The organism is Novosphingobium huizhouense, assembly GCF_020179475.1.
Taxonomy (GTDB): domain Bacteria; phylum Pseudomonadota; class Alphaproteobacteria; order Sphingomonadales; family Sphingomonadaceae; genus Novosphingobium; species Novosphingobium huizhouense.
The window spans coordinates 144,578-161,723 of the sequence record NZ_JAILXZ010000003.1; the positions used below are offsets into that span (position 1 = coordinate 144,578).

Sequence of the window (17,146 nt, forward strand, 5' to 3'; positions counted from 1 at the left end):
TCGATTTACGGAACGGTCAATGTTTCTGCGTGCAGTGCAGTGAGTTCGTCGAAAGGCTGCCGTGACGTTGATGGTCCGCTCGACCGCCAGCGATCCCAGCTTTCGCTGGGATGACGGAAGCTGGCGAAAGTTGCCCTTGCCCTAGACCCGCGCGAGGATGGCTTGGGCGAAGGTCGACAGGGTGTCGTCGCGGGCGCCCATGACGACGATGCGGTCGCCGGGGCGGGCGAGGGCGACGATGCGGTCGGCGCAGTCGGCGCGCTCGGGGATGTGTTCGGCGTGGCCGCCGTGCGCCTCGATCAGCGCGACGATGCGTTCGGAGCCGACCGAGCGGTCGACGGTGCCGCCGAAGTAGACCGGGTCGCACAGGATGGTGAGGTCCTCGCTGCCGAGGCGCGTGGCGAGGACTTCGGCGAGTTCGGCGCCCATCTGGCGCAGCGGGCCGTAGCCGTGGGGCTGGAAGAAGGCGATCACGCGGCCGGGGTGCGCCTTGAGCGTGGCGAGGGTGGCGGCGACCTTGTCGGGGTTGTGGCCGAAATCGTCCATCACGGTGACGCCCGATCGGCTGGTGCCGACAATGTCGAAGCGGCGGGCGAGGCCGGTGAAGGTTTCGAGCGCGCTTGCAGCTTGCGCGAGTGGCAGGCCGGCGGCGCTGGCGGCGGCGAGCGCGGCCAGCGCATTGGCGAGATTGTGGCGGCCGGGGACCTGCAGCGCGAGCGGGATGGCGGCGCCGTCGCGGCGGTCGACGATCACGGCGGTTATGCCGGTGGGAGCTTCGATCACGCTGTCGGGATCGATCGAGATCTGCGCTTGCGGTGAAACGCCAAAGGTGAGCGAAGTGCGGGCGCGGGGCAGCAGCGCGAGGCTTTCGGCGTCGTCGGCATTGACCACGGCGATCGCGGCGCGGGCGAGGAAATCGCCGAACAGTTCGCGCAATTCCTCGAGGCTTTTGTGGTCGAGGCTGACGTTGTTGAGCACCGCGATCGTCGGCGTGTAGAGCGCGATCGAGCCGTCGCTTTCGTCGACTTCGGACACGAACACGTCGCCATTGCCCACGCGGGCCGAGGCAAAGGGCGCATCAGGGGCGCGGAAGTTCTTCATCACCGCGCCGTTCATGATCGTCGGGTCCTGTCCGGCCAGGGTCATGATCCAGCCGATCATGCCGGTGACGGTCGACTTGCCGCTGGTGCCGCCGACGGCGATGCCTGTCCTGCTCGCGTTGAACAGGCGCGAGAGCAGTTCGGCGCGGCTCATGCGCGGACAGCCCAATTCGCGGGCGCGGACCATTTCGGGCACGGTGTCTTCGACCGCGGCGGAGGCGACCAGCACCTGTTCGCTCGAAGTGACGCCGCTGCCGTCCTGCGGAAAGAGCTGGAAGCCGAGGCTTTCGAGCCAGGCGAACTTTTCAGGGCTCCGGCCCTGGTCGCGGCTGCGGTCCGAGCCTGCGACCTGCGCGCCGAGGCCGCGCAGGATCAGGGCGAGGGGCAGCATGCCCGATCCGCCGATGCCGCAGAAGAACCAGGGTCGCGAAGTGAGGTCGGTGGCGGTCGGAGAGGTCATGGGGGCAGGGCGATACAGCAACCGGCGCGCCAGTCCAGCCTCAGTGCCCCGAACGCCGGCCCATTGCTTTGCGCCGGCGCGGGGTTGTCGCTATGGCAGGGCGATGCGTGTCGCTATCTGCGCTCCCTCGACCCCGTTCACCCGTGACGATGCGGCGCGCGTGGTCGCGCTGGCGGCGGCGGAGTTCCCGCAGGTTGCGCTCGATTTCCACGAGCAGTGCTTTGCGGTGGAGGGCCACTTTGCCGGGAGCGACGCGGTGCGGCTGGCGGCCTTCCTCGATTGCGCCAACGATGCCGCGTTCGACGCGGTGTGGTTCGTGCGCGGCGGTTATGGCGCAAACCGGATCGCGGCCGGCGCCGTGGCGCAGGCGGGCGTGGGTGCGCGCAACAAGCTCTATCTCGGCTATTCGGACGGCGGCACGCTGCTCGGCGCGCTTTATGGCGCGGGGGTGGGGCAGCAGGTCCATGCGCCGATGCCGACCGATATCCGGCGCAGCGGCGGCGAGGCGGCGGTGCGGCGCACGCTCGGCTTCCTGAGCGGCGCGCGCGACGGGATCGAGCCCTCGGCGGCAGCGCGCCCCCGCGTTGCGTTCAACCTGATGACGCTGGCCATGCTGCTGGGCACGCCGCTGATGCCCGACCTTGCGGGCCACGAGGTGCTGGTCGAGGAAGTGGCCGAATACGACTATGCCGTCGACCGGCTGCTGTTCCACGTCTGCCATGCCCTTGCCGCGCACGGGGCTGCCGGGCTTCGCCTCGGCCGCGTCAGCGACGTACCCGAGAACGACCGGCCGTTCGGCTTTGCGCCAGACGCCATGGCGCGGCACTGGTGCGCCGCTGCCGGCCTCGCCTTCCTGGGTTCGGCCGACATCGGCCACGATATCGACAACAAGATCGTCCCGTTCGGGCTTGCCCCGCGCGAGTGACGGCAATAGGGCGCGCGCCCAAAGGAGCGTAGAGGACATGAGAGCTTTCGTTTTCCCGGGGCAGGGCAGCCAGAAGGTCGGCATGGGGCTGGAACTCGCCGAAGCGAGCGCCGCCGCGCGCGAAGTCTTCGAGGAAGTCGACGACGCGCTTGGCCAGAAGCTGTTCCAGATCATGAAGGAAGGGCCGGAAGACGCGCTGACGCTGACCGAGAACGCTCAGCCCGCGATCATGGCCAACGCCATCGCCGTGTTGCGCGTGCTGGAAAAGGAAGGCGGCATTGCCCTCGCTGACAAGGCGGACTTCGTCGCGGGCCACAGCCTTGGCGAATATACCGCGCTCTGTGCCGCGGGCGCGTTCAGCCTTGCCGACACCGCGCGGTTGCTGAAGCTGCGCGGCCAGTCGATGCAGGCGGCCGTGCCGGTGGGCGTGGGCGCGATGGCGGCGCTGCTGGGTGCCGATATCGAAAAGGCCTCGGCGCTGGCCGAAGCGGCGGCGGAAAGGGAAGTCTGCACCGTCGCCAACGACAACGACCCGACGCAGGTCGTGCTGTCCGGCCACAAGGGCGCGATCGAGCGCGCCGTGGCACTGGTCAAGGACCACGGCATCAAGCGCGGCGTGCTGCTGCCGGTTTCCGCGCCGTTCCACTGCCCGCTGATGCAGCCGGCGGCCGATGCCATGGCCGAAGCCTTCGAAAAGACGCCACCGGCCGCGCTGCGGGTGGCACTCTTCGCCAACGTGACTGCAGCGGTCGTCACCGACCCTGCCGAAGTCAAGCGCCTGCTGGTCGAGCAGGTGACCGGCCGCGTGCGCTGGCGCGAAAGCGCGATCGCCATGAAGGACGCCGGCGTCGAACAGTTCATCGAACTGGGCGGCAAGGTCCTTTCGCCCATGATCAACCGCACCGTGGCCGATGTCTCGGTTACCAGCGTCGTCGGCATGGCCGACATCGAAGCCATCCTGAAGGATATTTGATTTTTTGGTTCGCGCAGAGGCCGCAGAGAGCGCAGAGGGGGCGTCATGAGGATCGATGACCTTAGCGCAGTCGTTGTGCGCGAGGCTATCAAGATACATCGCGAACTTGGGCCTGGCCTGCTAGAAAGCGTTTACGAAACGGTGCTTGCGGCAGCGCTGTCGAGAAGCGGGTTGGACGTGTCGCGGCAGGTTTCGGTTCCGATCCAGTACGATGGAATGCAGATAGAAGGCGCATTCCGCATCGACATTTTGGTGGAGGGCACGCTCGTCCTGGAGGTCAAGGCGGTGGATCAATTGACCAAGGTTCATGCGCGCCAGCTTTTGACGTATCTCCGCTTGATGAAGCAGCCCGTTGGGCTGCTTTTGAATTTTTCCGGTCTGACGATGAAGGAAGGTATCCGCCGGCTGGTGAACGACTATCGTCCGGAGCAGTAGTCTCTGCGCTCTCTGCGGCCTCTGCGCGAACTACAAATGGAGCAACATCATGGAAAATCGCCTGTTCGATCTTAGCGGCATGACCGCCCTCGTGACCGGCGCGGCCGGTGGCATCGGCTCGGCGATCAGCCATGCGCTGGCGCGGCAGGGGGCGCGGCTGGCGCTGTCGGGGACCAATCCGGCCAAGCTGCGCGCCTTTCGCGAGGAGCTGAACGACACCTACGGCCACGATCATGTCGAGATCACCTGCGACCTTTCGAACACCGAGCAGGTCGAGCACCTGGTCCCCGCAGCGATCGACACACTGGGCAAGATCGACATCCTGGTGAACAACGCCGGCATCACGCGCGACAACCTCGCCATGCGCATGAAGGACGAGGAATGGGACGCGGTGATCAAGGTCAACCTCGAGGCCGCGTTCCGCCTGATGCGCGCGGCGACCAAGCCGATGATGAAGGCGCGCTTCGGCCGCATCGTCACGGTGACGAGCGTGGTCGGCGCCACCGGCAATCCGGGGCAGGTCAACTATGCCGCGGCCAAGGCCGGCCTCGTCGGCATGAGCAAGTCGCTGGGCCAGGAACTCGCCAGCCGCAACATCACCGTCAACTGCGTCGCGCCGGGGTTCATCCGCACCGCCATGACCGACGTGCTGCCCGATGCGCAGAAGGACGCGCTCAACGCGCGCATCCCGATGGGCCGGATGGGCGAGGGCAGTGACATCGGCGCGGCCGTGGCCTACCTCGCCAGCAAGGAAGCGGGCTACGTCACCGGGCAGACGTTGCACGTCAACGGCGGCATGGCGATGCTTTCGTGACGCTGCGCGCGCTCCTTGTCGCGCCGGCGCTGCTGTTGGCCGGCGCACAAGGGGCGCAGGCGCGCTCGCCCGAGGCGCTGGCCTGCGCGGTCAAGGCCGCGCCTGCCGGGCTCGACGCGCAAGTCGCCGACGTGATCGTGATGCAGGACCCTGCGCGCGGCAAACCGACGCTCGACGCGCTGCGCGCCGTGGTCGAATCCTGCGCGCGCGACCAGTTCCTGAACGACAAGCAGACCGACGCCTACTTCGACTACACGCTGGGGCGGATGGGGCGCGACGTGCTCGACGCGCGGCTCGCGGCCATCGGTATCCGGGTCGCGCTGATCGACGAGGCGCTCGACATCGGTCCGGGCCGGGCCAACAACCCTGCCGAGAAGGTCACCCAGGGCGATCTCAACCGGATCACGGCGGCCTTGCGCGAGGCGGGCACCGATCCGGCGGCGATCGATGCCGATGGCTGGCGGCTGGTCACCGCGTGGATCGCCGCGACGGCGACCATGTTCGATGGCCTGCGCCGCACCGACTGAGGCGGGATTCCGGCAATTTATGCACAGCTTCGCACCATCGGGCGCGCGCGGCGCTTGCCCGCGCTTGTCGGCGCGCTAAGGAAGGTAGTCCGAATTGACCTGCGTTTCCGGGCGATTCCGCTGGAAACCTTAGCTGACACCGACCGGCAGGGCCGCCGTGGCATCAGGCCCGCGTGGCACCGGCCGACTGGGGGGACGAGAGACGAACATGAAGGCGACGATCGAACGCGCGACGCTCCTGCGCTGCCTGTCCCATGTCCAATCGGTGGTCGAACGGCGCAACACCATCCCGATCCTGTCGAACGTGCTGATCGAGGCCGCGCCCGACAATTCGGTGCGGCTGATGGCGACCGACCTCGACCTGCAGATCGTCGAATCGATGCCGGCAGTCACCGTCGACGGCCCCGGCGCGATCACCGTTTCGGCGCACCTTCTGTTCGACATCGCGCGCAAGCTGCCCGACGGTTCGCAGGTGAGCCTCGAAACCGCCGACAACCGCATGGTGGTCAAGGCCGGGCGCAGCCGCTTCCAGCTGCCGACGCTGCCGCGCGACGACTTCCCGGTGATCGTCGAGGGCGACCTGCCGACGAGCTTCGAGATCCCGGCGCGCACGCTGGCCGAACTGATCGACCGCACCCGCTTCGCGATCAGCACCGAAGAGACGCGCTACTACCTCAACGGCATCTTCTTTCACGTCGCCGACGACGTGCTCAAGGCAGCGGCGACCGACGGGCATCGCCTTGCGCGCTATACGCTGCCGCGTCCCGACGGCGCCGAGGGCATGCCCGACGTGATCGTCCCGCGCAAATGCGTCGGCGAGCTGCGCAAGCTGCTCGAAGAAGTGCTCGACACGGCCGTTCTGGTCGACCTGTCGGCAAGCAAGGTGCGCTTCACCCTCGGCGGCGAGCACGGCGTGGTGCTGACCAGCAAGCTGATCGACGGCACCTTCCCCGACTACAACCGCGTGATCCCGACCGGCAACGACAAGCTGCTCAAGCTCGATCCGCGCTCGTTCTTCCAGGGCGTGGACCGCGTGGCGACGATCGCCACCGAAAAGACCCGCGCGGTGAAGATGGCGCTCGAAAGCGACCGCGTGACGCTGTCGGTGACGAGCCCGGACAACGGCACCGCCGCCGAGGAACTGCCCGCCGATTATCGCGCCGACGGGTTCGAGATCGGCTTCAACGCCAATTACCTCAAGGACATCCTCAGCCAGATCGACGGCGATACGGTCGAACTGCACCTCGCCGATGCGGGCGCGCCGACGCTGATCCGCAAGGACGACAAGGCGCCCGCGCTCTACGTGCTGATGCCGATGCGGGTCTGACGACCAGGCTCGCCCGGGGGGCGGCAAGCCGGCCTTTGGGGAGACGTATTCGTACCTAGCAGCCGGGCAGTCTTGTTTGAGGATGGTCTGACATAACGCGACAACCAACCCTGGATGTCCCGTCATGTCCCAGTCTCCGCCCTCGTTGTCGCGAACGCTCGAATTCTTCACGCTGACCGACGCCGATTATGGGCGTTTTCCGGCGATCGCGGCGGCGATGGCCAAGCTCGCGCCGTCTGCGCTCGAGCGGCTCTACGATCGCATTGCGGTCTCGCCCGAAATCTCCGGGCTCTTCGGCTCGCGCGCGGCGATGGCCCATGCGCGCGAGAAGCAGCTGCTGCACTGGCAGAAGATGTTCTCGGGTCGCCCCGATGCCACCTACCTCGACAGCGCCCGCACGATCGGGCGCGTCCATGCCCGCATCGGCTTGTCGCCCGACTGGTACATCGGCGCCTATGCCAGCGTGATCGACGAAGTGATCGTGGGGCTGGCGGGCGCCTTGCCGACGCTTTCGCCCCGGCGCAAGGCGCGCATGGTGGGCACGATGGTCAAGATGGCCCAGCTCGACATGAACATCGCGCTGTCGACGTATTTCGAGATCGCCGAGAAGGCGCGGCTCGCGGTCATCGACCATCTCGGCGCGGCGCTGCAGCGGATGACCAACGGTGATTTCCATTCGCCGATCGACACGCTGCCGCCCGAGTTCGCCTCGATCCAGTCCGATTTCGAGATGATGCGCGGCAAGGTCGCGGCGGCGCTGACCGAGGTTTCGCAGGCCTCGGGCGCGGTCGATACCGGCGCCAAGGAAATCCGCCAGGCCTCGGACGACATGGCGCGCCGCACCGAGCACCAGGCCGCGAGCCTCGAGGAAGCCTCGGCGGCGATGACCGCGCTCGCTGCCAGCGTGCGTTCCACCGCCGACGATTCGGGCAATCTCCACAATGCCGTGCGCCAGACCCATGCCGATGCGCAGACCGGCGGCGCCGTGGTCGGCGAAGCGGTCCAGGCGATGACCGACATCCAGCAGTCGGCGCAGGAGATCGGCAAGATCATCGCGGTGATCGACGGGATCGCCTTCCAGACCAATCTGCTCGCGCTCAACGCCGGGGTCGAAGCGGCGCGCGCCGGGGATGCCGGCCGCGGCTTCGCGGTCGTCGCCAACGAAGTGCGGGCGCTGGCGCAGCGATCGGCCGACGCTGCACTCGACATCAAGAACCTGATCGGCGCGAGCTCGGCGCAAGTCGACCGCGGCGTCGCCATCGTCGGCCAGACCGGCGAGACCTTCTCGCGCATCGTCGGGCGGGTCGGCGAGATCGCCGAGCTGGCGAGCAGCATCGCCGCCTCGGCGCGCGATCAGGCGACCAACATCGGCCAGATCCGCGAGACGGTGGGCGAGCTCGACACGATGACGCAGCAGAATGCGGCGATGGTCGAGCAGGCGACGGCGGCGGCGCGCAACCTCGCCGGGCAGGCCGACCGCATGGCGGAGCTGGTGGACCGCTTCCAGCTCGGCAACGAAGGCCGCCCCTCGCGCGGGATGCGCCGCGCCGCCTGACGGCCTTGCGCCGTCGCGCGGCGCGTTCAGATATCCACGACGATCTTGCCGAAGTGCGCGCCGCTGATCTGGTGGCGGAAGGCATCGCCGAGCGCTTCGAGGTCGAAGTGGCGGTCGATCACCGGGTGGATGCCGTTGACTTCGATCGCCGCGATCATGTCGAGCTGGCTCGCCCGCGATCCCACCGTCAGGCCCTGGACCCGCAGGTTCTTGTTCATCAGCAGCGCGGTGTTCACCGGCCCGGCAAACCCGGCCAGCACGCCGATCACCGCGATGTGGCCGCCGACCCGCGTCGCCACCATCGACTGTTCGAGCGTGCCGGCGCCGCCGATCTCGACCACGGTGTCGACGCCGCGCCCGCCGGTCAGCTCCGCCGCCTTGACGCCCCAGGTTTCGACCCGGCGATAATTGATCACTTCGTCCGCGCCCATCGCGCGCAGCCGCTCGAGCTTCCCGTCCGACGAACTGGTGGCGATGACCCGCGCGCCGGCCGCCTTGGCGAACTGCAGCGCGAAGATCGAGACGCCGCCGGTGCCCTGGACCAGCACGGTCGAACCAGGACCGGTGGCGCCATCGACGAACAGCGCGCGCCAGGCGGTGAGGCCGGCGCAGGTCAGCGTCGCCGCCTCGGCGTGGCTGAACCCTTTGGGTGCGCGGGTGAACCAGCGCGCCGGGACGACGACCTCGCTGCGGGCGTAGCCGTCGGTGCTGTCGCCGGGCACGCGGAACTGCATCGGCTGGTGGAGCGTGCCATCGTCCCACAGCGGGAAGAACACCGAGACGACATGATCGCCCACCGCGAACTCGCCGACGCCATCGCCGACCGCGACGACTTCGCCCGCTCCGTCGGACATCGGGATGCGCTCGGCAGGCGCGGGGATCATCCCTGCGACGACCGCGTAGTCGTGGAAATTCAACGAGGAGGCGTGGATGCGCACGCGGATCTCGCCCGCGCCAGGGGCGCCAGGGTCGCCTAGCTCCACCGCCTTGAGGCTGTCCAGCGTCGCGGGCTGCGCGCCCAGCTGCATCGCGCGAATGGTCATCCGGTTCTCTCCCTGCCGTCGCTTAGTCAACCGATTAAGTCAGAGTCCCGGGGAACGGTCAACTGCTAGCCGCGCGCGCGGATCATCTCCGCGACATCGACGAACTTTTCGCGCGGGGCGCCTTCGCGGGCGCGCGCGGCCTCGGCTTCCTCGATCCGTTTCCAGTCGCGGAAGGTGACAACGTCGATTCCGCGCGCCGCGGCCAGCGCGTCGAACCCGGCGCGGCCCTGATTGTGCGCAAAGGCGGGCATGTCCTCGGCAATCTTCTCGATCACCGCGAAGCCGTCTGGACGGTTGGTGCCGATGGTGCCCGACGGACCCCGCCGCGCCCAGCCGACGCAGTAGAGGCCGGGCAGGATGCGCCCTTCGTCGTTGGCGAAGCGACCGGCCCGCTCGTCGAACGGCACGCCCGGGATCGGCGCGGTGCGATAGCCGATGCAGGCGACCACCAGGCTTGCCGGAATCTCGTAGAATTCGCCGGTGCCGACAGCGCGGCCCGCCTCGATCCTCGTGCGCTCGACCTCGATCGCCTCGACCCGGCCTTGCCCGAGCAGCCCGCGAGGTGCGGCGAAGAAGTCGAACTCGACCGCGATGTCGGCGGGCGCGTCTTCGCCGTGCTCGGCAAAGTTGCGCAGGTGGGTCACCGACTTGCGCAGGCCCGGCTCGAGCAGCGCGTCCTCGGCAATGTCGGGCAGGTCGGCAGGATCGACGCGCGGCGTCGCCCGGGCAAGGTGGCCGAGTTCGCCCAGTTCCTTGGGCGTCATCATGATCTGGTGCGGCCCGCGCCGGCCGAGCACGACGATGCGGCGGATCTTCGAGCCGGCGAGCGCATCGAGCGCGTGGCCGACGATGTCGCTGCCGGCGAATTCCTCGCGCGTCTTCGACAGGATCCGCGCGACGTCGAGCGCGACGTTGCCCATGCCGATGACCACCGCGGTCTCGCCCGACAGGTCGGGATCGAGCGCGGCGAATTCGGGGTGGCCGTTGTACCAGCCGACGAAGGCGGCGCTGCCGTAGACCCCGCGCAGGTGGTCGCCCGGCAGGTCGAGACCGCGGTCGCGCGGCGCGCCGGTGGCGAGCACGACCGCGTCGTAGAGGTCGCGCAATTCGTCGATCGAGACATCCTCGCCGATCGTCACGTTGCCTACGAAGCGGACGTTGTCGGACAGCGCGGTCTGCTCGTAGCGGCGCGAGACGCCCTTGATCGACTGGTGATCGGGCGCGACCCCGGTGCGGATCAGGCCGTAGGGAACGGGCAGGCGGTCGAAGATGTCGACGCGGACGTCATCGCCCCACTGCTTCTGCGCCGCCTCGGCGGTATAGTACCCGGCCGGTCCGGACCCGATGATCGCGATGTGCCGCATGCGCTCTCCCGCGCTTCGTTGTGATTCTGCGGGTGATGCTAACGGACCGGCGGCAAAAGGAAAGCGTTGCGCGCAATCAGGTCGGGCCAGGCGGTTCGTCGAGGAATCCGGTGAGCCGTTCGCCGAACTCCTCGGCCTTCGACAGCATGAACAGATGGCCGCCGCCGCTGAACATCTCGAGCCGGCTGCCGGGAATGGCATTGTGCAGGAAGTGCGAATTGACCGGCGGGATCAGCTGGTCCTCCTCGTCGGCCATGACCATCGTCGGCACGCCGATCAGCGGCAGGAACGGCACGCTCGACCAGGCGGCGAAGGCGGCGAGCTGGCAGGCCCAGCCGGTGGGCGAGGGCGCGCGCGCGGCGTTGAGCGAGACCCGGCCCGAGCCGCCGCCGTTGTAAAGCATCGCGAGGTTGCGCCGCAGCGTCTTTTCCACGGTGTATTCGCGCGGGTCGGCCATCTTGCCGAGCAGCGCGACGTTGCCCGGGACCATCGTCGCCCCGCCGCTGGCCGTCGCCGCCAGCACCAGCTTGCCGAGCCGGGCGCGATGCTGGAAGGCGAACTGCTGCGCCACCGCGCCGCCCCAAGAGATTCCGAGCAGGTCGATCCGCTCGATCCGCAGGCGGTCGAGCAGCGCGGCCAGCGCCAGCGCCATGCACGGGATGGTATAGGGAAACACCGGGTCGGGCGAGCCGCCGATGCCGGGCATGTCGAGCGCGATGATCCGCCGGTCGGTGACGGCCTGCGCGATCGGTTCGAGCAGCTCGATGTTCATGCCGATGCCGTTGAGCACGACCAGCGGGTGCGGCTCGCCGGGACGGCCATGGCCCGAGGCCGCGCGCCCCGATCCGGCGGGGCCGCGCCCGATGTCCCACTGGCCGACCCGCAGCCGCCGCCCGGCCACGCCGATCAGGGAATAGGATGCCGTCGAAGCCAATCGTTCCTCGCGCCTCAAAAGTTGCGTCGCGCAGCGGCCTAGCAGCTTCGCTCCATCGGCAAAAGTCGCGCGATCCGCGAGGGGCGAAGCGTGTGCACTTAACCTTTTTTCAAAGCAAACCCGGCAATTGGTCAGTCATGTCCGAAGAATTGGCGACGACCCTGGCCGAACCACCCGCCAAGCCCTTGTCCGGCCGCGATTTCGCCCGCACGCAGAGGCGGCGCGACCGGTCGGCGACGACCCCGCCGGGGGCCGCGTTCCTGTTCGGGGATCGGCGCAACCAGCAGATCGTCGGGCAGGAATGGCCGAACATGGGCCTGCCGATGGCCGGCGGGATTGCAGGGCTGCTGGTCGTCAACGCGGCGTTTACCTCGTGGACCGCGCCGGTGATGGCGCTGGTCGCGGCGGTGCTCGTGGTCGGCGCGCGCTTCGCCATCCGGGTCGAGCGCGAGGCGCGGCTCACCACCGGGCTGCGCGCCGGCCTGCTCGCGCTCGTCGTCGCCTTGCCGATGTTCGTGTATGGCGCGGCGGTCGGGCTGTGGGCCCAGTCCGGGCACGTGCCCTGGACCCAGTCGCTGGCGCTTCTGGTAACCATATCGCTGTTCGCGACGGTCACCCAGTCGGGCCGGCTTGCGGCGATGCTCGCGGCGCAGGTCGCGCTGTGGGCGGGGGTGACTTGCGTGGTCAGCCCGCAGGGCGGGGCGGTGGTGCTGGTGCTCGGCGGCGCGATCGCCGCGGTCGCCTACGTGCGCCAGCGCGAGATCGACTTCAGGGCGCAGGAGCGCGCGCAGGAAGAGGCGCGCGTCCAGACCCGCGCGCAGGAAATCCTCGCCGATTACGAGGAGACCGGGCAGGGCTGGTTCTGGGAGACCGACCGCCGCGGCCAGCTCACCTATCTCTCGCCGCCGGTCGCCGAGACTCTGGGGCGTGCGGTCGAGGACCTGGTCGGCCGTCCCTTCTCCGACTTGTTCAACCTCGCCGACCAGTCGGGCGAGGGCGAGCGGACGCTCGCCTTCCACCTTTCGGCGCGGTCGAGCTTCTCCGACCTCGCGGTGCGCGCCGCAACCAGTGGAGAGGAGCGCTGGTGGTCGATCACCGGCCGGCCGACCTACGACCTGTTCAACAACTTCCAGGGTTTCCGCGGCTCGGGCACCGATCTCACCGAAAAGCGCCGCTCGCAGGAGCACGCCAGCCGGCTGGCGCACTTCGATTCGCTCACCGGGCTGTCGAACCGCTTCCGCATGTCGCAGTCGCTCGAGAAGATCCTCAACGCGCCCCAGCTCAGCCATCGCACCTGTTCGGTGATGCTGCTCGATCTCGACCGCTTCAAGCAGGTCAACGATACGCTCGGCCATCCCGCGGGCGATGCGCTGCTCAAGCAGGTGGCGCAGCGGCTCGAGCGGGTGGTCGGCAACAACGGCCGGGTCGGTCGCCTCGGCGGCGACGAGTTCGAGGTGATCCTGCCCGGCAAGGTCGAGCGCGAGAGGCTCGCGGCGCTGGCTGGCCAGGTGATCGAGACGCTGTCGCAGCCCTATTCGATCGACGGCAGCCGGGTGATGATCGGGGCCTCGGTCGGCATCGCGCTCGCCCCCGACGACGGCGTGACCAGCGAGGCGCTGATCCGCAATGCCGATCTTGCGCTCTATGCCGCCAAGGACGGCGGGCGCGGGCGTTACCACTTCTACGCGCCCGACCTGCACAGCGATGCCGAGGAGCGCCGCCAGCTCGAGGAAGACCTGCGTGATGCCGTCGCCCACGGCGGGCTCGAGCTCTACTACCAGCCCGTCGTCCAGACCGCGACCGAGCGGATCACCGGGTTCGAGGCGCTGCTGCGCTGGCACCACCCCGAGCAGGGCTACATCTCCCCGGCCAAGTTCATCCCGATCGCCGAGGATACCGGGCTGATCACCACGATCGGCGAATGGGCGCTGCGCACCGCGTGCCAGGACCTGTCGAAGTGGCCGGCCAACGTGCGCGTCGCGGTCAACGTCTCGCCGCTGCAGTTCTCGAACCCGTCGCTGCCGTCGATCGTCACCAGCGCGCTGGCGCACGCACAGGTCGATCCGCAGCGGCTCGAGCTCGAGATTACCGAAAGCGTGTTCCTCAACGACGATTCGGACACCGAGGCGATGTTCCGGGCGCTCAAGTCGGTCGGCGTGCGGCTCGCGCTCGACGATTTCGGCACCGGCTATTCCTCGCTCGGCTATCTGAAGAAGGCGCCGTTCGACAAGATCAAGATCGACCAGTCGTTCGTGCGCGGCGCGACCCAGCCGGGCAGCCGCAACGGTGCGATCATCGCCTCGATCGTCAGCCTGGCCGAGGCGCTGGGAATGGAGACCACCGCCGAAGGGGTCGAGACGCTCGACGAGCTCGACCTCATCCGCGTGCTTGGTTGCAGCCATGTCCAGGGCTATATCTACGAACGCCCGCTCTCGGCGGAATCCGCCGCCGCGCGCCTGTCCTCGGGCCTCGTCGCGATCGCGCAAGGGCCGCGCTCGGCGCGCGCCAGCCGCCAGACGATGCTGCGCAAGGTCGTGCTCGACCATGCCGGGCACCGCTATCACGGCACGATCCGCAACATCAGCCGCACCGGCGCGCTGATCGAAGGGCTGTGGAACGTGCCGCCCGGCACGATCTTCCGCGTGCTGCTGTCGGAAAGCTATCCCGTCACCGCCACATGCCGCTGGTCGAACGACGACCGCCTCGGCGTCGAGTTTTCGATGCCGCTCGAACTCGACGAGGAAGGCCGCATCGCCGCGGTCACGCTGCGCAATCCCGCGCTCGAAATGGCGCAGCGCAAGGTCGGCTGACCGCTTGAATCGCCGGCGGCGATTCGCCAGCATGGCGGGTGGAGGGCCTGGCGATGAAATGGGTGATCCGCGCATATCTGCTTGCTTATGCGATAGCGCTCGGCGTGTTCGCGCTGTCGTTGGTCGGCCCGGTATCGCAACGGTCCGCTTTCGGGGCGATCTACCTCGTCGCGCTCGGCCTGCCCTGGGTCGCCATGACCGGCGCGGGCGATGTGACCGCCGGCACGGGAAGCCTGGTCGTCGTGCTCTGCCCGCTGGTCAATCTCGCGGTACTGGTGGTCCTGGCGCGCTGGCTCAGGGCGCGGAGCGCAGTGCGGTGATCCGCGCGCGATAGCGGGTCGCCACCGGGTCGGCCCTGTCGTCGATCCCGATCCGGGCGAGGAACTCCTTGCGGAACGCCAGCGCATCCTGCGCGCGGCGGATGTGCTTGCGAGCGCGGGCGGTCGACGCCGTGATCATGCGCCTGTGGAAGCGCGTGGCCCGGTTGGCGTCGGCAAGCTCCTCAGGGGTCACGATGGTGCCGTCCTCGCCCGAAAGGGCCGCAGCCAGCGCCTTGCGCTCCTCGTGCCCGCTGCGAAGCAGGGCGAGCGCCAGAAGCGGAAGAATGACCATATTGATCGCGATGACCTCGAGCCCGGAGGCCGTGGGCAGCCAGCGTTCGGACATCGCCACCTGCGCCTTCGTCGGCGTGCCCACGATGGAGACACCTGATGTTCTCTGGACGATCCCAGCGAGGATCAGCACGAGAAGCACGGGGCCGAGCAGGAAATCCTGCGCCATGTGGGTCACCGCGGCGAGGAGGTAAGTGCCGAGCGGAATCAGCCACCGCCGCCCCGAGCGGGTGTGGATCGCATGGCCGATTCCCGCTCCGACGAGGGCGCTCCAGACGACGTGATTGTCGACGCCCCACAGCCCGAGGCGACCGAGCTGTGCGTCGAGACCGCGGAACAGGCCCTGCTGCGGGTAGGACATGCGGATGTAGTAGACCGCAAGCTCGATCACGTTGAAGCCGACCCCGCCGAGCGCGCCCATGAGCAGCCCGTCGCGCGTGCCGCGCAGCGACCAGGGCACGAACCAGGCGGCGAGCAGCAGCGGCGTAACCTTCCAGAACTCCTCGTTGATCCCGACGGTCAGCGCGGTCGCGGGGCTGTGGCTGTTGAAGAAGGCGGCGCAGGCGGGAGTGACTGCGGCGGCCCAGAGGAATACGAGCCAGCGCACCGGCCAGGTGGCGCGACGCCGCCGGCCGAGGAACGCGATCGCAATCAGAGTCCAGGACGAGCCCAGCAGTCCCGCCCCGATGCCGAGGACGAGGAGCGGCGCATTGGAGACGGGATGGACCCATCCGTTCCACGCCCAGGTGGCAAGCGCTCCCTGGGCGGCGAGCAGGCCTGCCAGCATCAGCTTGCCACGCGCGGTGGCAAGTGGTGTGTGGTCGAGATGGTCGGCAAGCATGATCGGCGCACCCCCCGTCAGATCCCGTGACCGTTCGTACGCGCGGAGGCGCCCGGGGCCAAACGGGGCGGGCGTGATGCCCTTTGCAGGCGAACCTTGTGGATCAGCGACTTGGATCGCGGCGATCGCCGAACAAGTGCAGGTCCTGTGGAAAAGCTGTGGACATCACGACCGCGGTTCGAGGCCCGCATCGTCGAGCATGCCGCGCGCGCGCAGGCCAAGGAACAGGCGGTTGATCACCGGGTTGGACCAGCCGCAATTGGTGGCGAAGTCGCGACGCAGCGTATCGTGGTGGATCTGGTGGGCCTGTGGCGTCATCAGCAGTCCCGCCCGGCGCAGGGCAGTCACGAACCCGGGGTTCTCGCGCCGGTGCAGCGTGCCGTGGAAGTATTGCGCGAAGCCGCCGCCGACGAGCATCGCGGTGGCGAAGGCCATCACCCAGCCCGGCACCGCCGTCAGCAGCACCAGCGCGTTGCCCAGCAGCGAAAGCGGCAGCGCAGCGGCGATCACGGTCGATCCGATCAGCCGCCAGACCGACCGGCGCCCCAGCGCGTCGGGCCGCGGGTGGTGGTTCTTGAAGTCGTAGGAAATGCGCTCGAAGACGCTGATCTTGCGCATCGTATCGCGAAACTGCGCCTGGTATGCGGGCATCCCGCGCCGCCCCTCGTAGAAGTAGAGCGCGGCAAGGCCCTTGCCCTCGGGGCAGGGCCGGTAGTCCATGACCATGTGGACGAGGCCCGAAAGCAGGTCGGCGAGGTACCACCCACCGAGCGCCGCCGGGATCGCGAGCAGCGATGGATCGCGCAGCGCGCCCCAAAGGTTGACCCCGAGCGAGGCGCAGAACGCCGCCAGCACGAGACGTTGCCAGATCATTCGTCCCTCATCCTGCCTGCCGCGCCTTCTCTAGGACAGGCTTGCCGGGCGTTCAATCAGGCGCTGCGGCGTCGGGCTGGTTGCCCATGTGCCAGGCTAGCGCTTCGACCTTTGCCATGATCGCGTCCGCAAGCGGCGAGGGCGCGATCACTTCGCCCCACGCCTGACGGAAGCAGAGCAGCCAGCCTTCGATCTCGGCCCGGCCGATGGGGGCGACGAAGTGGCGCATGCGCAACCGCGGGTGGCCATGCTTGTCGGTATAGAGCGGCGGGCCGCCGAGCCAGCCGGTCAGGTAATCGTAGAGCTTCACCTCCGCATTCGCCAGCGACGGCGGATGGACCGCGCGCACCGCGTGGGCCTCGGGCAGGGTGTCCATCAGCGCGTAGAAGCGGGCGCACAGCGCGCGCACGGTGCTCTCGCCGCCGAAGAGTTCGTAAGGGGTCTGCTCCATGGCGGCGCCTTGGCGCAGGATGGCCCACGCTGCAACACGCGCCACACGAAGAAGGGCGCCCCGTTCCGCAAGGGGGCGCCCTCCGTTCGTTCGTGCCCGGCCC

At 68.6% G+C, this 17,146-nt stretch carries 16 protein-coding genes; 9 read left to right on the top strand and 7 right to left on the bottom strand.

The window, feature by feature from the left end; translation table 11 throughout:
* Positions 1-141: 141 nt before the first annotated feature.
* On the bottom strand, positions 142-1,560 hold the full coding sequence (locus K3A85_RS12645; RefSeq protein WP_225206885.1) for a glutamate ligase domain-containing protein: 1,419 nt from the start codon (positions 1,558-1,560) through the stop codon (positions 142-144).
* 103 nt (positions 1,561-1,663) lie between these two features.
* On the opposite strand from K3A85_RS12645, the gene K3A85_RS12650 reads away from it, so the two are divergent.
* The 7 genes from K3A85_RS12650 to K3A85_RS12680 all read left to right on the top strand — a co-directional run bounded on the left by K3A85_RS12650 (position 1,664) and on the right by K3A85_RS12680 (position 8,116).
* On the top strand, positions 1,664-2,485 hold the full coding sequence (locus K3A85_RS12650; protein WP_225206886.1) for an LD-carboxypeptidase: 822 nt from the start codon (positions 1,664-1,666) through the stop codon (positions 2,483-2,485).
* A gap of 37 nt (positions 2,486-2,522) precedes the next feature.
* Positions 2,523-3,458 carry an ACP S-malonyltransferase gene (gene fabD / locus K3A85_RS12655; protein WP_225206887.1) on the top strand — a complete coding sequence of 312 codons (936 nt, stop codon included), beginning with the start codon at positions 2,523-2,525 and terminating at the stop codon, positions 3,456-3,458.
* Between the two features lie 45 nt (positions 3,459-3,503).
* Positions 3,504-3,893, top strand: a complete 390-nt coding sequence (locus tag K3A85_RS12660) for a GxxExxY protein (RefSeq protein ID WP_225206888.1) — start codon at positions 3,504-3,506, stop codon at positions 3,891-3,893.
* A gap of 61 nt (positions 3,894-3,954) precedes the next feature.
* Entirely contained in the window at positions 3,955-4,707 is a 753-nt protein-coding gene (gene fabG / locus K3A85_RS12665; RefSeq protein ID WP_225207349.1) for a 3-oxoacyl-[acyl-carrier-protein] reductase, read from the top strand.
* On the top strand, positions 4,704-5,234 hold the full coding sequence (locus K3A85_RS12670; RefSeq protein WP_225206889.1) for a hypothetical protein: 531 nt from the start codon (positions 4,704-4,706) through the stop codon (positions 5,232-5,234). The genes fabG and K3A85_RS12670 overlap by 4 nt, the downstream gene beginning before the upstream one ends.
* Before the next feature lie 208 nt (positions 5,235-5,442).
* Entirely contained in the window at positions 5,443-6,561 is a 1,119-nt protein-coding gene (gene dnaN, locus K3A85_RS12675; RefSeq protein ID WP_225206890.1) for a DNA polymerase III subunit beta, read from the top strand.
* A gap of 124 nt (positions 6,562-6,685) precedes the next feature.
* Positions 6,686-8,116, top strand: a complete 1,431-nt coding sequence (locus K3A85_RS12680) for a globin-coupled sensor protein (RefSeq protein ID WP_225206891.1) — start codon at positions 6,686-6,688, stop codon at positions 8,114-8,116.
* 26 nt (positions 8,117-8,142) lie between these two features.
* Here K3A85_RS12680 and K3A85_RS12685 read toward each other — a convergent pair whose 3' ends face one another.
* From K3A85_RS12685 to K3A85_RS12695, 3 genes are all read right to left on the bottom strand, one after another.
* Positions 8,143-9,159, bottom strand: coding sequence for a zinc-dependent alcohol dehydrogenase family protein (locus K3A85_RS12685; protein WP_263624850.1), 1,017 nt, complete (start codon positions 9,157-9,159; stop codon positions 8,143-8,145).
* A 65-nt stretch (positions 9,160-9,224) separates the two neighbouring features.
* Positions 9,225-10,523 carry an FAD-dependent oxidoreductase gene (locus tag K3A85_RS12690; protein ID WP_225206892.1) on the bottom strand — a complete coding sequence of 433 codons (1,299 nt, stop codon included), beginning with the start codon at positions 10,521-10,523 and terminating at the stop codon, positions 9,225-9,227.
* Positions 10,524-10,599: 76 nt separating this feature from the next.
* Positions 10,600-11,457 (bottom strand): alpha/beta fold hydrolase, encoded by an 858-nt coding sequence (locus K3A85_RS12695; RefSeq protein ID WP_225206893.1) that lies wholly within the window; start codon positions 11,455-11,457, stop codon positions 10,600-10,602.
* Between the two features lie 137 nt (positions 11,458-11,594).
* Here K3A85_RS12695 and K3A85_RS12700 point away from each other — a divergent pair, with 137 nt between their 5' ends.
* Entirely contained in the window at positions 11,595-14,267 is a 2,673-nt protein-coding gene (locus K3A85_RS12700; RefSeq protein ID WP_225206894.1) for an EAL domain-containing protein, read from the top strand.
* Between the two features lie 53 nt (positions 14,268-14,320).
* The gene (locus K3A85_RS12705; RefSeq protein WP_225206895.1) at positions 14,321-14,587 is read left to right on the top strand and encodes a hypothetical protein; all 267 of its coding nucleotides are present in this window, start codon (positions 14,321-14,323) and stop codon (positions 14,585-14,587) included.
* Here the strand turns inward: K3A85_RS12705 and K3A85_RS12710 are convergent.
* The 3 genes from K3A85_RS12710 to K3A85_RS12720 all read right to left on the bottom strand — a co-directional run bounded on the left by K3A85_RS12710 (position 14,562) and on the right by K3A85_RS12720 (position 17,043).
* Positions 14,562-15,719 carry a PrsW family glutamic-type intramembrane protease gene (locus tag K3A85_RS12710; RefSeq protein ID WP_225206896.1) on the bottom strand — a complete coding sequence of 386 codons (1,158 nt, stop codon included), beginning with the start codon at positions 15,717-15,719 and terminating at the stop codon, positions 14,562-14,564. The genes K3A85_RS12705 and K3A85_RS12710 overlap by 26 nt on opposite strands.
* A 165-nt stretch (positions 15,720-15,884) precedes the next feature.
* Positions 15,885-16,592 (bottom strand): fatty acid desaturase family protein, encoded by a 708-nt coding sequence (locus K3A85_RS12715; protein WP_225206897.1) that lies wholly within the window; start codon positions 16,590-16,592, stop codon positions 15,885-15,887.
* A gap of 52 nt (positions 16,593-16,644) precedes the next feature.
* Entirely contained in the window at positions 16,645-17,043 is a 399-nt protein-coding gene (locus K3A85_RS12720; protein WP_225206898.1) for a group II truncated hemoglobin, read from the bottom strand.
* Positions 17,044-17,146: the final 103 nt, after the last annotated feature.

Coding starts and splice junctions, on each gene's coding strand:
- K3A85_RS12645 (WP_225206885.1), bottom strand. CDS start 1,560: ATGACCTCTCCGACCGCCACCGACCTCACTTCGCGACCCTGGTTCTTC.
- K3A85_RS12650 (WP_225206886.1), top strand. CDS start 1,664: ATGCGTGTCGCTATCTGCGCTCCCTCGACCCCGTTCACCCGTGACGAT.
- fabD (WP_225206887.1), top strand. CDS start 2,523: ATGAGAGCTTTCGTTTTCCCGGGGCAGGGCAGCCAGAAGGTCGGCATG.
- K3A85_RS12660 (WP_225206888.1), top strand. CDS start 3,504: ATGAGGATCGATGACCTTAGCGCAGTCGTTGTGCGCGAGGCTATCAAG.
- dnaN (WP_225206890.1), top strand. CDS start 5,443: ATGAAGGCGACGATCGAACGCGCGACGCTCCTGCGCTGCCTGTCCCAT.
- K3A85_RS12680 (WP_225206891.1), top strand. CDS start 6,686: ATGTCCCAGTCTCCGCCCTCGTTGTCGCGAACGCTCGAATTCTTCACG.
- K3A85_RS12685 (WP_263624850.1), bottom strand. CDS start 9,159: ATGACCATTCGCGCGATGCAGCTGGGCGCGCAGCCCGCGACGCTGGAC.
- K3A85_RS12690 (WP_225206892.1), bottom strand. CDS start 10,523: ATGCGGCACATCGCGATCATCGGGTCCGGACCGGCCGGGTACTATACC.
- K3A85_RS12700 (WP_225206894.1), top strand. CDS start 11,595: ATGTCCGAAGAATTGGCGACGACCCTGGCCGAACCACCCGCCAAGCCC.
- K3A85_RS12705 (WP_225206895.1), top strand. CDS start 14,321: ATGAAATGGGTGATCCGCGCATATCTGCTTGCTTATGCGATAGCGCTC.
- K3A85_RS12710 (WP_225206896.1), bottom strand. CDS start 15,719: ATGCTTGCCGACCATCTCGACCACACACCACTTGCCACCGCGCGTGGC.
- K3A85_RS12715 (WP_225206897.1), bottom strand. CDS start 16,592: ATGATCTGGCAACGTCTCGTGCTGGCGGCGTTCTGCGCCTCGCTCGGG.
- K3A85_RS12720 (WP_225206898.1), bottom strand. CDS start 17,043: ATGGAGCAGACCCCTTACGAACTCTTCGGCGGCGAGAGCACCGTGCGC.